Source organism: Bradyrhizobium sp. 61 (assembly GCF_023073075.1).
GTDB classification, from domain to species: Bacteria; Pseudomonadota; Alphaproteobacteria; order Rhizobiales; family Xanthobacteraceae; genus Bradyrhizobium; species Bradyrhizobium barranii.
This window is the reverse complement of the sequence record NZ_JADPIU010000058.1, coordinates 1-14,225: the sequence shown is the minus strand read 5'-3', so window position 1 is coordinate 14,225 and position 14,225 is coordinate 1. Positions and strand designations below refer to the sequence as shown.

Below are 14,225 nucleotides of genomic sequence, written 5' to 3'. Positions count from 1 at the left end.
GAGTACGAGGCTGGCGGGTTCGGCGAGAGAAATGGCGCGGCAGACGACAGTGGCGGGTGCCCGGAAGCGACGATCCTGGCCGCAGGAGGCGGAGCGGCCTGGGGCTGCGTCGCTCGCGATGGGTAACGACCAGCGCACGATGCCGCAATTTGGCGAAGCCACCCGCATGTCCGAGCCAGCCAACCGGCCCGCCGGCGAGCGGGGGCCGCCTATAGGCTCGGCTCAGGCCAAGCGCGTGCCAGCGCCGATGAAGAGGCTGAGCGTAAGGGCCCAGAATGTATTGAAGGAGCTCGCGGTCGAGCTCATCGGCGAGCAGCCCCCGAAGGGGAGTTGGTTGCCATCGCGCGACCTGCTGCGCGCGCTGACGGCCGAGCGCCTCGCGACCGCGCGCAATTGCGGTCCGCACACGATGCGGGAGATTGTCGACTGGGCGCAGGGCTGTGGCGTGACCATCAAGCCGGTGATCGCGCCCGGCGGCTCGCTGTCGCAGATGTGGGCGGAGTTGATTGCCAACGCATCGGCAGGTAGCCTGAGCGGTGCGGAGATCGCTGGCGCATTGCAGCGCTCGATCCGACGCAAGAGCGTTCGCATCCCGATCGCATTTCAGGTCATCCTGGTGAAGATCCTGCTATCCAGCTTCGAATAGATACCGAATTCTGTGCATCCGAGGTCTTGCCCCGTTGGGTTGTCAGCGGCCGCTTGGTACTTTTGGCTAATCTGCCGCACGTCGCAGTGCAGGAAGGTCGGGGCGGCCCGGATGGTTCAGTCGAAAAAAATGCAGCGATCCAAGCGGGCGACGCCGGCTCGACGTGCCAGTGGTCGCGCTATGCGTGTGGCGGATTACGCGGCGCTGGCACAATTCCGCTTTCAGATCCGAAGCTTTCTGGCATTCAGCGAAGCGGCCGCAGCGAAGCAAGGACTGACACCGACGCAGCATCAGGGACTACTCGGTATCAAGGGCTTTGCCCGTCCGGGGCCCGCGACCGTCGGCGATATTGCGCGGTTCCTGCTCATACGACATCACTCAGCGGTGGAGCTCATCAACCGCCTAACAAAGCTCGGGCTTGTCGTTCGCCTTGCCGACCCCGAGGACGCCAGGCGCGTTCATCTGAAGCTGACGGAGACGGGAGAACAGAAGCTGCAAGCGCTCTCGCGCGAGAATCTCGAAGAACTCCGTCGGGCGGCGAGTCCAGCGCTGAGCCGTCTGCTAAAGTCATTCCAGCGTTCCAGCAAAGCCCAATAATCATCTCGGTCCGTCTAAGGTGCGAATGGAGTGCGGGCCCATTCTTCCGCCGGGTAGTCGGGGGCGAGTCTATTTTGAGATGATCCACCAGACTGCGATCATAAGAGCAATCGACAGCATGCCGAGCACGCTCATGAGATGGGGCCTTCCGAGTAAAATAGCTTGCGAGCTTGACGAAGGTCAGATCGCCGTCGCCTCAAGGGCGACGGCGATCACAACCGACAGGCGGGGTTGAAGGCGGGGCCTTCGATGCCGGTGGCCCAATACTGCGATTAACCGGCCTCAGAGGGCAATTGGCGCTTAGTCTGATCCACTCACGAAAACTCCCGGCCGGACCTGACCTGTCCAGGGAAGTGGCCAAATTGTGTAATTGGTGGGCGTCAACGAAGGTCCAGCATCGCACTTGTAAGCGCCAGTCCCCGGGAGGTTCGCGGCCCGATTAGGCATAAGATACTCGAGAGACCATAGCATCGGAGTACTACGTAGGTTCAGGCCAAAGCATTATAATCTTGCGGGTGCCTAATCAACATCGCTGCGCCGCGACGCCGACACTTTGACTGGGATCCGAAAGCGGCTAACTAACGAAACACAGCAACAAAGAAACGCGTGATTACTGAGTGACGAGCCGCTTCGGCCGAAACAGTACGTTCGATCGTTCAAGTCCGCGTAGAGCCACTGGCGAGAACGTGAGAAAAGTGCGAGCAGCCAGCGCTCGTTCTGGAGGCGCTCTGGAAAGTCGCCGGCACATCATTCGATGCCAGCTGTAAACGCCTGCTAACCAAGGCGACCTTCCTCTTTGCCGATCGAGAAATTTGCGGACCGGCTATAGGCCCAATATCAACATATGCGCGAGGGCCGTCGAGAGAATTCCCAGGCCAACAATAGCTATTATGAAGACGAGGTCTGGCGCTGCCACCCGGCTCCCCCTGATTTGCAAATCACCCGAATCCTACGCAATCCGATTTACGGGGCAAGCAACCATAGATTGGTCATGCTGCCGCGCAACCAGGCCCGTGCACCGCTCGAGCCGGCTGCCACTTGGATTTGGGCTAGGACTGCGGTACTTTTGGTGTTCGCCGCCTTCTCTTCGTTGAGGTTGGTCGTGAGGAAGCGAACGATCGTCGTGGCGAGCTCTTCGGCCCAGGCGATAATCGTCCTGTAGCGGCAAATTTCGTAGTGCTCGACGGCTCGCGCATTTGCGCCGACAGCCGGATCTAGCACTGTCTTGTCCTCGATTTCGCCCGCCGTCTCGTCGGCTTCCTTGATGATGCCGTCAATGGCCGGACACTGTGTCCCGCTGGGCTCCTTGCCAAGCTTCTCGAATACCTTCTGAAGCCGCTCGACCTGCTTGTTGGTCTCTTCGAGATGGCTCTTGAGCCCCGCAACGACTCGCGGTTAGTCGCCTTGTCGTTCCATTCGGACGCTCTCTGACAATGGGATCGTCCTCGACAAGCTCGCACCGGCAGTCCTCAAGACCTCGGGACATAATGAGACTTGGACCGCAGAAATCTTTAAGCCCTTCCGAATTCCTTTCACGAGGGCGGCCAGGCGTCTCTGATGCAAGCACCCCGCCGGCAAAAGGGCGTGCATCGGTAACCCATCGGTCCCTTAATCTAACAGCGCATGTCGGCTTGGAACGGCAGGCCTCCCGACCGATCGGCAATAAAGCGAGCGACGAACTCGGAAGCCGAGGTGGGGCGGAAGCCGCAACCGACCTCTCTCACCAGCTCGGCGTGAGCTTGCCGGTCGGCCTCTTCTTCCCATAGCTCCCAATACACGATCAGTGCATCGTCTTCGATACTATCGACTGTCGTGGCCAGCCGTCGGAACAGTCTTCCGGCGTCGGAACTTTCCAAATCGCGCGCCTGCATGCTACGCCAGATGGCGGCCTGCTCGAAGATCTCGCACAGCGCGGCTCTGAGGGTCTGTACGTCCATGACGTGCACGATGCGAGCTCTTTGAGTGGCGACCATTGATCTGGGTCAAGGGGCTTGATCACTCGCGCGATGGTATCTTCGGACGACCGTCCGCCGTTCACTTCTGACTTCGTCCCAGGAATGGGACAAGTAACTGTACGGCCAATGCTGCAGAGGCATGGCCGAGCAGAACCATCCCGAGAACTCCTTGCGGGAACATCGCAATCACCTCCGCTGCGCGGCGGCCCTGGGCCGCCGCAGCCGCATCGGCACGCCCCCGGGGGGCGGCGGATCGTCGTCGCCGTCGAGCCGCCTCAGCGCGGCGAGGATGTCCGCGAGCCGGATCGCGTGGCCCATGCCGGGAATTTCGCGTAGCTCGGGACAGGATTCGACCGCGAACATGTCGGACGCCCATGACGACAGGATGATCCGCTTCTCCGGTCCGGAGAGTTCGTCGTCGTTCAGGACGTCCTCCGGAGACGCATAGTGCGCCGCCGGATGGAAGAATGGATTGAGATTGCCGGTGTTCGTGTTGGCGTTGGTCATCGATTGCCTCCCTTTACGCTCCTTTCGTCGGGACGGGTTTCGGGCGGCGACGACCGCCGCCCGTGATGGTCTTTACTGCGAGTTGATCGCGATACGCTTGACACCCGCTCGCGGGTTTTCCGATTTCGGAAGCGAGACCGTCAGGACGCCGTTCTTGAACGACGCCTGGGCCTTGTCCTCCGCGACGTCCTCGAGCGCGATCTGCCGCTGGAACGAGCCATAGTAGCGCTCGGTGAAGTATCTACCTTCGTTCTTCTCGCTCTTCTTCTCGCCGCGGATGGTCAGCACCCCGTTGGCGATTTCGATCTGGACGTCGTTCTCCGTCATGCCGGGAAGCTCGGCCGAGATCGTCAGCGCCTTGTCGGTCTCGCTGAGCTCGATCTTGGGCCAGCCGAATTGCCCTTCCATGAGCGGCGACAGGCTTGTGCCGCCGAAGCCGCGTAAGACATCGTCGAACAGCCGGTTCATTTCGCGATGCAGCGTCATGAACGGATCGTGGCTGCCGCGCGCCAGCGCGAGCTCCTGGTTTCTGGGCCAGGGAATGAGATCACGAACTGCCATGGTTTTTCTCCTTCGTTGCATGGGCCAGGGAGCGCGGCCACGCTTGCGCGCGCCGCGTTCCGCTGTCGAACCTCGATCAGGCTTCAGGCCGCCTTCTTCTGCTCGATCTGCGAGGCGGCAGAGGCGCCGCTTCCGATCTGGACCCGGCGCGGCTTCATGGCTTCCGGCACCTCGCGGACGAGATCGATGATCAGCAGTCCGTCGCGGAAGGAGGCCTCCTTCACCTGAACGTAGTCGGCGAGGTTGAACACGCGCCGGAAAGGACGCGCGGCGAAGCCCCGGTACAGGTATTCGCCGGCCGCCTCCTCGGGCTTCCTGCCCTCAATCGTGAGCGCATTCTGCTCAGCCGTCACGGCGATGTCGTCGGCTCCGAAGCCGGCGACGGCGACCGAGATCCGGAGTGATCCTCGCTGGTGCGCTCGATGTTGTCGACGAGGTCGGCCAGGTGGTCGAAGCCGATGGTGGAGCGCCACAGGGGCGCGAAGTCAACGGTGGTCCTCATAACCAAGTCCTCCAAAGAGCAAGATGGATACAAGGAGCGCAAGGCTGGAGTCAGAGCGGGTCTGGTGCCCGGCCCGGCGCCCGCGCCGGACCCGTAAAGGCGCCCGGCACACCGCTCTCGCGGCGAAAAATCAATTAGAAGAACGAGAAGCCGTTTCAAGGGGTCGGCCGCAAAAAAAATGCGGCGATCCCGTCGCCGCTTGCCACCTCCTGCGCCGCCTTTTCGAAGGCTCGGACATGCGGCGCGAGACATCTTGACAGCCAATCGCGTCTGAATATTTTTTGCACCGGCAATCTCTTTCCCGGCTTTCTCAACCCCGAAAAGGACCGTGACGACCGGCAGGAGAAACGACGATGCTCGACGAAGATCTGGCCCGCATCCGTGCGCACCGCAACAACATCCACCGCTATCGACGGCTGCTTCGGACGAAGCTGTCGGAGCTGGAACGTCAGTTCATCGAAAGACGCCTCGCCGAGGAGCAGATCGCGCTCGATGCTCTGGCCGCCGAAACCTTCCCCGTCACTTTCACACTTCCGAACGGCCAGCCGGATCCAGCTATGATGGGAGCCGAGCGATGAGCGACATCCATGAACTCCTCGTCTGCGGCAGCGAAAAGGTCATCGGACACTATCGCCTGCTGTTGGCGAGTGCCAAGACCGAGAGCGAGCGCCAGCTGTATCGGAGCCGGATCGAGCGCGAGCAGCGGCTGCTGGACGAGCTCCAGGGCGGCTTTCCGGATCGGTTCGCGGCATGATCGGAATGTTCGCCATCGGGCGACGGCGTTCGATCTCTGGCACGCCCCGGCGAGCGACGTCGAGAAGGTGCCTCGAAGCGGGGCGCTAGGCCGACTTCTTCGTCATCTCTGCGAGGGCTGCCCGCGCGATCTCGGTGAGCCCGCCGATGGCCCTGTTTCCTTTCAGCGCGCTGGCGAGGAGTTTCTCAGCTATCGCTTTCCTCAGTTCGTGGTCGCCGCCGTGAGGTAACGGGCGGCAGACCTCCTCCAGCACGAAGTCGAGGTTGGCCAACGTCCGGTCGTCAAGCTGCGTCATGGCTGACCCCGCCTCTCCGTGAGGGATGCAATCTCGGGATGGGGTGCATGTTGACCGCGGTCGGCGGCCCATTCCCCCACTCGCGAGGCCGTTTCGGCCTGACGCGCTTTCCTCAGCAGGTTTTCTCGCTCCGGCCCTGGCGGAAGTTTCGAGGCTGTTTCACTCGCCTGTTTCGCGAACGATGCGAGCCGGTCTTGCAACGAGGTCGATTGCTTGAAACGACGCCTCTTTTGCATGGCGCTCTCCTCTGACATCGGCGGCGCACAAAGGTCTCTTCCGTAGCCGCGCCACCCGCCATCCTGGCGGCAGCTAAAGGATCCAAAAATGCGGAACCGGCGAGCCGGAGAAAAGTTCCCCGGCTGCGCCGGGACCTCTGTTCACTCGCTTAGCAGCAGGAGTAGGACATTCCGGGCAGGTGCCGCCGATCTGCCGCCGATCGAGCCCAGAACGCAGCGGAGCTCGGCGATCGCTTCCTCCAGAGAGACCCCGGCCGGCGCATCCCGGCGCGCCATTTCAAAAGCGCGCTCGCGGGCATGTAGATTGGCGCGGTCCTGCATCCAGCCGTGCTCCTCGCACTCGCGGATCGCCCGGCCTTCTGCAGCACCGAGATCGCTCAGCCGCGCAGTGTCCGGATCGCGGGCCGCCATTCTTTCATCATCAGCATCATGGAGCGGCCCGCGAAAAATGATGCGCAAGGCCCGCCAAGCCGAGACCGGCTCACACATGAGCGAATGGCTGAGATCGCCTCGGCTTGCAGCCGCCGAAGTAAAGCGTAAGATTCAGGTGATTTGCGAAATCAATGGGGGGCAGCGTGACAGCGCCAGACCTTGTTTTCATAATCGCCATCCTTGGACTGGGCGCCCTTTCCTCGGCCTTCGTGTATATGCTGGTGCTGGGCCTGTAGAGCGCACTGTCAATTTCGGCGCTGACCTGTTTTAACGCTTGTGCCCTGAGTTGGCTTCGTGGACACACTATGGAACAACCCTCGCCCAAGACAAGGCAACCATCCTGCCCCGATCAGTTTGCGCATCGGCACTTGCGGAGTGATCGGCCGATGATAGCCGGAGAGCTGTCGCGGCAGGCCGCGGAAGAGGGGGCTGGCCGAGGACTCGATCCCGACGCGCTCGAAAGAGATCGACGGCGCTCAAGCGAATGGGATTCGATCTAGGCTCTGAGCCCATCGCGATCGAAATTCATGTCGGGCGCCCAGCTGGTGCGGGAAAAGGCGTTTGAGAAGCTGCGTACCGAAGCCCATCCTTGCCGGCTGCGTCGAAAGATAAACGTCCTTTTCGATCCACTCGAACGCCAGCCCGCCAGCGTTCCGTTTCTAAATGACTCAAGTTTCCGCCCCCGGGGGGACGGGGGAGCCATGTTTGACCGCATTCGTGGCCAATTGGTGAAGGGCAGCCGAGTGCCATAGCCAGCTGTGCCCCCAGAACGACATCGCGGCCTGATTGCGGGACATCCCGTCCTCGATCGCGGCCACGACACGCTTGCGAAGATCCAGAGAGCAAGGCTTGCCCAACGATGCGGGCCTACTTCCAGCCAGCATGGTGAATCAGAAACGCACTTATTTGGGAATCCCAAATCGATTCAACCTAACCCCATACCGCCTTAGGCGACCCGAACTTGCCCGCGGCGTAGGTCAGACGTCTCCCCGAAATGCGCGATGAAGCCGTGCTGCTGGTCGATGCGGATGCCGCCCTGCCAACCCCAGCGAGCAGCGGATAGATGTTTTCCAAGGCTATGATGAGCCGCTTGCCGGGGCAAGCGGTCGAGCCTTCGGGAGCATCGGGAGCAACCTCTGAAGATCTGCCATCGTGAACGGCTTGGCGACAACTGGAGCGTCAGCGAAGGTCGGATCTAGACCTTTCGAGCCATAGCCAGTCGCGAAAATAAAGGGAATGCCACGTTTTCTGAGGGTTTCCGCGATCGGATAACTCGGCTCGCCGTCTAAATTGACGTCGACAATCGCCAAGTCGAATGTTCCTGTCTTCGCAAGGTCAAGGGCTTCCTGCATCCGCGAGACGACCGCGCCCACTTCGTGTCCCATGTCCGTCAACATGTCTTCGATGAAAAAGGCAACCAACGCCTCATCTTCGATAATAAGAACTCGAAGCTTGCCTGTTGAACCCATTAATTCGCTCCGTCATGATAAGAGTATGTGGCCGCAATATTCATGTTAGCGGTATCTTGCTTTCGCATACGACCCCACCGGGAGCGAATGAGAGCCTTACCTCGGCATCAAATTCCCGACGGAGTGCGAGCTCGAGAAGGCGGCTGCCAAAGCCATTTCGACGCGGTGTTTCTACCTTGGGGCCACCCATCTCCTCCCAACACAGATGCAGATAGCGTTCGGAACCTGTCTGTTGGACTTCCCAACGAATCTCGATGCGTCCCGTCTCGTTTGCAAGAGCACCGTACTTTGCGGCATTGGTGCAAAGCTCATGGAACGCCATGGATAGCGAAAGGGCGAGCTTTGGCCGCAGACGCAAAGATGGCCCCAAAATCTGGAAGCGCCTCTCGGGGTGGATGCAAATTGGAGCGATCGCCTCGACAATCAAATCCTGAAGATAGATGCCCTCCCAATCCTCCCGCGTGAGCGCGTCGTGGGCGCGCGACAGGGCGACGAGCCGGCCTTCGAACTGACGAAACACCGGAGTGTGAGTTTCGCCGCGAAATGTTTGTGCAGCGAGCGATTGAACCGTCGCAAGCGTATTCTTCACTCTGTGGTTCAGCTCGTTGACTAACAACTTCCGACGCTCTTCATGGCGACGTTTCTCGGTGATATCCCGCGCGATCTTGGATGCGCCGATGACTTTGCCACGCGCGTCCTTAAGGGGTGAGACGGTCAATGAGACGTCTATAAAACTCCCGTCCTTGCGCATGCGCACGGTCTCATAGGGAGCAACATGATCACCTCGCCGAATGCGGTCGAGAATTTCAGGCTCTTCATCCTGGCGATCCGGTGGAATGAGAATGTTGATAGGCCTGCCTATGATCTCTCGTGCTGCATACCCAAAAAGACGTTCTGCGCCCTTGTTCCAGGTCTGAATGATCCCATGCGTGTCCTTGCTGATGATCGCGTCATCCGAGAATTCGACGATTGCGGCGAGACGACCGGCATACTCTTCGGCCTTTTTTCGTTCGGAAATATCGACCAGCATATTGATCGCGCCGATGAGCTTGCCTTCGGAGTCATGCAGTGGCGTCGGGTAGGGGATAAAGGGGATGCGCGTGCCATCCGGCCGTTCTGCGACCGCTTCCACTCCCCGGACCGGCCGGTTCTCCCTAAGGGCTACGGCCATCGGACACTGATCATGGGGCAGCGGCGTTCCATCCGGATTGTAGAGGCGCCAGGTGACACACCACTCGTCATCCTGCTGCGGCGTCCGTCCCGCCATTTCGACCGCAGCCTTGTTGAAGAAGGTGATCTTTCCTTCGGCGTCCGTCGTATAAACGGCGGCCGGAAGCGCTTCGAGCAACTCTCGCAGGTGGCGCTCGCTCTGATGGATCCGATCCTCCATTCGCTTGGTGTCGGTCACGTCCTGGATTACCCGGACTCCATAGCAGAACTCGCCGCCGGCATCCCTCACACAGGAACCGTACACGTCGAGATAGACCAGCGTGCCATCAGGGTTCGTCGCGCGCTTCCGAACCGAATAGTTGTCGAGGTCTCCGCGAATTTGCCGTGCGTAAAGCCGGGCATCTTCATCCCGATCGTCGTCGTGCGTGTAGTCGAAGAACGTCATACTCAAGAGTTGTTCGCGAGAGCGTCCCAACATTTTGCAAATGGCATCGTTCACGCGAAGCAGCCGGCCCTCTTTGTCCGCTTCGGCAATGCCGATGGTTGCAGCTTCGTAGGTCGCCGCCAGACGCTCTTCGCTCTCGCGTCGCGCGCGCTCGGCTTCGTAAACGCCCGTCACATCGGTGGTGAAACAGCGTGTGTTGACGAATCTCCCGTCGTCGAAACGGCTGTTCGAGGTTATAAGCACATGCTTGGTCGAACCGTCCTTGGCCCGGAGGCGAGCCGGATAACGATCAAGCTCCTCACCGCACGAAAGCCGGTGGAGAATATCTCCGATGACTGGCGCATCCGCATGAAACTCCGCGATGTGCCGTCCGACATATTCGTCAGCGCTATAGCCAAGCATGGACAGTTCTGCCTTGTTGGCGCGCTGGATGATGCCTTCCCCGCTCACGATGTGAAGGCCGATCGCGCTGTTCTCGAAGAAATCCTCCAGGTCCGCACTCTTGTTGCGGAGTTCATCTTCCATAGCCTTTTTGGCGGAAATGTCCTGAAAGCAGTTGATGGCTCCCTGGATCCTGCCGCGGTGATCTTTCAAAGGGCGAATATTGACCAGGACGACGACGCGAGAGCCGTTTGGCCTTTCGATTACGACTTCAGCATTCCGGGTCGCGGTGCCGGTCCTCACCGCCTCCGCCATAGGGCATTCGTCGTGCGAAAGGGGGGTACCGTCCAGGCGCAACAGGCGATGGGATCCGCAGAAGCGATCCTTTGGCTCTTCAACGGCGGGCCTCCGCCCCCAGAGTTCTGCGGCTTCGCTATTGAAGCGAACAAGCCAGCCATCATGATCGCAAACATAGACCCCACCGGGAATTACATCGAGCGCGGTCGGCGCGGCTGCGACCAGGGCGTCGTACTCGGAAAGTCCTCGGGCAGCTGAGATTGGAAATTCCTCGACGTTCGACATACGATGTCCTGGCTCAACAGGTTCTTCCCTGCGTCAGACGGGCAAACTTAACATGCAGAGATTGCTGCCGAAATTACATGGTTGATCGCGGGCAAGCCAAGTCAACTCCATGGAACGCTCGTGGAAACCAAACGTTCCTCAACCTTCGTTTTGAAAGTTCCTGCATCTCCAGCTTGGGTCGATAGCCCTAAGATGCTAGCGGGAGCGACCAAGGCCGCCGGACCATACAAAGGATGCTCAATGTCGGTACTCGTCGTCCGCAATAACGTGAAAACAGCAGGCCAAGGTTCCCGCTCGATGGTTTTCGCGCATGGGTTTGGCTGCGACCAAAACATGTGGCGCTTTGTCGCCCCTGCCTTTGAAGAGGAATTTCGCACGATTCTTTTCGATCATGTCGGTGCGGGTGGGTCAGACCTCAGTGCCTTCTCGGCCGCCAAGTACGGCAGCCTCGAGGGTTATGCAGACGATGTCGTCGAGCTCGGGCGCGCGCTGGACGTAGAGAATGGAATTTTTGTCGGGCATTCGGTCAGTGCCATGATCGGCATCCTGGCGGCAAAGAAGGCTCCAGAGCTCTTTGAAGGCTTGGTGTTGGTCGGGCCATCGCCGCGGTACATCGACGACGACAACTATAAAGGAGGTTTTCGGTCGGATCAGATCGAGGAACTGCTGGATTTTCTGGACAGCAACCATATGGGCTGGTCGGCCGCCATGGCTCCGGCGATCATGGGTAACCCCGAACGGCCAGAACTTGGCGAGGAGCTGACCAACAGCTTTTGCCGAACCGATCCAGAGATCGCCAAGCACTTCGCCCGAACGACGTTCATGTCCGACAACCGGGCGGATCTGGCTGGCCTGAAAGCACGGTCGCTCGTTTTGCAGTGCAAGGAGGATGTCATCGCTCCGATTGACGTAGGCGAGTATGTCCACCGTAACCTGCCGAACAGCCAGTTGGTCATTCTGGACGCAACAGGGCACTGTCCGAACCTCAGCGCGCCGGACGCGGTGATCAAAGCGATCCGCGAATTTGTCTAGGAATCCCATAATATCGTCTGAACCGGCCGGGTCGAACAGCGACTCCCATGCCGAAGATCTTGAAGATCTCTTCGAGCACGCTCCTTGCGGTTATCTTTCCCTGGAGCCTAACGGACGCATTGTTCGGGCAAACGCCACATTCGCATCTTGGGTTGGCTACGGTTGCGACGAGCTAAAAGGTCGCCCCTTTCACGACCTGCTGAATGTTGCCGGTCGCATTTACTACGAAACGCATTTCGCCCCATTGCTGCGAATGCAGGGCCATTTCGATGAGGTGGCGCTTGAGATCGTCACACGGTCGAACGCGCGCCTGCCGGTCCTTGTGAATGCCGCGGAAAGACGCGACGAATGCGGAGGCCTCCGATTTATCCGGATCACTGTCTTCAATGCCGTCGACCGCCGGCGCTATGAACAGGAGCTGCTCGACGCCCAGCGCAAGGCGACGGCCGCCAGCGACGCCCTCCAAGACCTCAATGCCCGGCTAGAAGAACGTGTTGCGGAAGAAGTCGCTTTGCGCATGAAGACGGAAGAGACCCTGCGGCAAAGCCAGAAGATGGAGGCGGTGGGGCAGCTCACAGGTGGGGTGGCGCATGATTTCAACAATCTTCTCACGGTTATCGTGGGCGGTCTCGACACGATAGGGCGGCAGCTCGATCGATCTCTTGAAGAGATGGACCTCGCGCGGATGCGTAGGGCGCGCGACATGGCGCATCACGGCGCCCAGCGCGCCGCGACGCTGACGTCTCGTCTGCTCGCATTCTCGCGCCAACAGACCCTGGCCCCGCAAAAAATAGAGCCTAACCGGCTTATTTCGGGCGTTGCTGATCTCCTGAAAAGAACTCTGGGAGAAATGATTGCCTTCGAAACCGTATCGGCCGGCGGATTATGGCAGGCATTCGCCGATCCTGGAGAGCTTGAGAACGCACTTATCAACCTGGCGGTCAATGCGCGGGACGCCATGCCGTCCGGCGGACGGCTAACGATCGAAACCGCCAATGCCTTTCTCGATGAAGCCTATGTGGAGGCATTAATCGAGCCTGTAAAGCCTGGACAATACGTGCTCGTCGCGGTCTCGGATACCGGTTCGGGAATGTCTTCCGAGACCATGGCTCGTGTGTTCGAGCCCTTCTTTACCACGAAGGAAGTCGGCAAGGGGACGGGTCTTGGATTGAGCCAGGTTTACGGCTTTATCCGGCAATCAGGCGGCCATGTTCGAATTTACTCGGAACTTGGCCAGGGGACGACGGTCAAGCTCTACCTGCCGCGCGCAACGGATCAGGACGTAGACGCCGACCCCGTGACTGGTGTCGACCGCAGGACTGATGGCGGATCCGAAACGATCCTGGTTGTCGAAGACCACGAGGATTTGCGTGCTTATTGCGTTAGCGTGTTGCAGGAGCTCGGCTACCGGGTTCTCGAAGCAAGTAACGGCCGCCAAGCATTGCAGATTTTGCAGGCCGACGTGGACGTCGCTCTCATTTTTACAGATGTTGTTCTTCCCGATGGGTTAGACGGTCGAGAATTGGCCCGGGAGGCGCAGCGCCGCCGCCCGGGTCTTCCAGTCCTGTTCACCACCGGCTACAGCCGTAACGCCGTCATCCACAACGGCCGTCTTGAGCCCGGCGTCCATTTGATCGGAAAGCCTTTTACCTTCGCCGAGCTCGCCGCGCGCGTCCGCGCCATCCTCGACGGACTTTAGTCATGGCTCCATCATCACTTCCGCTGTGGCAATTTGCTGAATAGTCCTAGTGACGGCAGTTTCATTTTTCATGCGTATATTCAGAGGAGTAGCGTGATGTCCATTACCGCCAAGATATTCGCCGGATCCGTTCCCGAGGTCTACGACACTTACCTCGGCCCTCTTATCTTCGAGTCCTATGCTGCCGACCTCGCAGCGCGCGTCAGCTCCGCAGACCATTTTCGAGACGCCGCCGCGGTCGGTGTCATCGAGCAATAGCAAGTTATCACGTCAACGTCATGCCGAACGCCGTCGTAGAGCCGGCTGACGAGTTAGAACAGCAGCTGGCCGCCGGATTGAGCGAACGGCATGTAGCCTGCTCGTCGAGAACGATGAAGTCCATCCGGTCAAATGCTCGGTGATGCGACCCTGGCGTCCGTTGCGGGGTCTCGATCTCCAGGCTGGTGCAGGTCCTTAAAAAACTCGAACAATCTCTGTGCAGCGTGGTCGCGGCTGCACGTCTGAGGCAAACTGCATCTGGATTTCGCAGGGACAACCGGAACAGCCAAACCTCGCGCTCAGCGCGCATCGGATCGCATGCGCGAATAGTACCCCATCCTCGCTAGGAAGCCACGGAGACGGCAGACACTTCATCAGCCCAAGCGAACAGCTTTCAGCATAAGCTGTCATAAGCCTTTCGACGATCGGGTTGCCGGGTAACCTCTTCAATCGATGAAAAAAGGGCGGGCCAGGTCATCGAAAAATAACCACAGTGTCAACTGTGTCAGTCCTTTTCAGAATTGCGCAACGGCGGCAGCTGTAGGGTCCCGGCAAAATTGTACTGTGCAAGATATTTACGGGGACGTTACCCGCATGTTTACCATTACAATTGCATCGCCTACGAACACGACTTGCGACTAGTGGTGCTGGCGGCCCTCGTATGTGCGCTCGCGTCTTTCGCGGCGATCAACTTCCTCAATCAC

General features: G+C 59.7%; 12 protein-coding genes and 4 pseudogenes. 7 read left to right on the top strand and 9 right to left on the bottom strand.

Annotated elements, in window-relative coordinates; all coding sequences use genetic code 11:
* Together IVB46_RS20995 and IVB46_RS20990 are read left to right on the top strand one after the other, a co-directional pair.
* On the top strand, positions 1-646 hold a 646-nt coding region (locus tag IVB46_RS20995), incomplete at its 5' end, for a hypothetical protein (RefSeq protein WP_247343388.1).
* A gap of 111 nt (positions 647-757) precedes the next feature.
* Positions 758-1,243, top strand: coding sequence for a MarR family transcriptional regulator (locus IVB46_RS20990; RefSeq protein WP_247310241.1), 486 nt, complete (start codon positions 758-760; stop codon positions 1,241-1,243).
* Positions 1,244-2,206: 963 nt separating this feature from the next.
* Here the strand turns inward: IVB46_RS20990 and IVB46_RS20985 are convergent.
* The 5 genes and pseudogenes from IVB46_RS20985 to IVB46_RS20965 form a co-directional block, all read right to left on the bottom strand.
* Positions 2,207-2,623 (bottom strand): annotated as a pseudogene (locus IVB46_RS20985) (DUF892 family protein); the annotation flags it as partial.
* 233 nt (positions 2,624-2,856) lie between these two features.
* Positions 2,857-3,180 (bottom strand): hypothetical protein, encoded by a 324-nt coding sequence (locus tag IVB46_RS20980; RefSeq protein ID WP_247310239.1) that lies wholly within the window; start codon positions 3,178-3,180, stop codon positions 2,857-2,859.
* 204 nt (positions 3,181-3,384) lie between these two features.
* Positions 3,385-3,705: a hypothetical protein gene (locus tag IVB46_RS20975; protein WP_247310237.1), complete on the bottom strand. Its 321-nt coding sequence runs from the start codon at positions 3,703-3,705 to the stop codon at positions 3,385-3,387.
* A gap of 72 nt (positions 3,706-3,777) precedes the next feature.
* Entirely contained in the window at positions 3,778-4,266 is a 489-nt protein-coding gene (locus IVB46_RS20970; protein ID WP_247310235.1) for an Hsp20/alpha crystallin family protein, read from the bottom strand.
* 83 nt (positions 4,267-4,349) lie between these two features.
* Positions 4,350-4,768: pseudogene (locus IVB46_RS20965) on the bottom strand (Hsp20 family protein).
* A gap of 353 nt (positions 4,769-5,121) precedes the next feature.
* Between IVB46_RS20965 and IVB46_RS20960 the strand changes: the two are divergent.
* A complete protein-coding gene (locus IVB46_RS20960) occupies positions 5,122-5,346 on the top strand; it encodes a hypothetical protein (protein ID WP_247310233.1) in 225 nt (74 codons plus the stop codon).
* Positions 5,343-5,522: a hypothetical protein gene (locus IVB46_RS20955; RefSeq protein ID WP_247310231.1), complete on the top strand. Its 180-nt coding sequence runs from the start codon at positions 5,343-5,345 to the stop codon at positions 5,520-5,522. Before IVB46_RS20960 ends, IVB46_RS20955 begins: the two co-directional genes overlap by 4 nt.
* Before the next feature lie 85 nt (positions 5,523-5,607).
* On the opposite strand, the gene IVB46_RS20950 is transcribed toward IVB46_RS20955, so the two are convergent.
* The 4 genes and pseudogenes from IVB46_RS20950 to IVB46_RS20930 form a co-directional block, all read right to left on the bottom strand.
* On the bottom strand, positions 5,608-5,817 hold the full coding sequence (locus tag IVB46_RS20950; RefSeq protein WP_247310229.1) for a hypothetical protein: 210 nt from the start codon (positions 5,815-5,817) through the stop codon (positions 5,608-5,610).
* Between the two features lie 399 nt (positions 5,818-6,216).
* Positions 6,217-6,427, bottom strand: a pseudogene (locus IVB46_RS20940) (hypothetical protein); the annotation flags it as partial.
* 1,134 nt (positions 6,428-7,561) lie between these two features.
* Positions 7,562-7,954: a response regulator gene (locus IVB46_RS20935; protein WP_247310225.1), complete on the bottom strand. Its 393-nt coding sequence runs from the start codon at positions 7,952-7,954 to the stop codon at positions 7,562-7,564.
* A gap of 40 nt (positions 7,955-7,994) precedes the next feature.
* A complete protein-coding gene (locus tag IVB46_RS20930; protein ID WP_247343385.1) occupies positions 7,995-10,532 on the bottom strand; it encodes a PAS domain S-box protein in 2,538 nt (845 codons plus the stop codon).
* A gap of 240 nt (positions 10,533-10,772) precedes the next feature.
* Between IVB46_RS20930 and IVB46_RS20925 the strand changes: the two genes are divergently transcribed.
* The 3 genes and pseudogenes from IVB46_RS20925 to IVB46_RS20915 all read left to right on the top strand — a co-directional run.
* Positions 10,773-11,564, top strand: a complete 792-nt coding sequence (locus IVB46_RS20925; RefSeq protein ID WP_247310221.1) for an alpha/beta hydrolase — start codon at positions 10,773-10,775, stop codon at positions 11,562-11,564.
* A complete protein-coding gene (locus IVB46_RS20920; RefSeq protein ID WP_247310218.1) occupies positions 11,557-13,263 on the top strand; it encodes a PAS domain-containing hybrid sensor histidine kinase/response regulator in 1,707 nt (568 codons plus the stop codon). The genes IVB46_RS20925 and IVB46_RS20920 overlap by 8 nt, the downstream gene beginning before the upstream one ends.
* A gap of 96 nt (positions 13,264-13,359) precedes the next feature.
* Positions 13,360-13,473 (top strand): annotated as a pseudogene (locus IVB46_RS20915) (SAM-dependent methyltransferase); the annotation flags it as partial.
* Between the last annotated feature and the right edge of the window lie 752 nt (positions 13,474-14,225).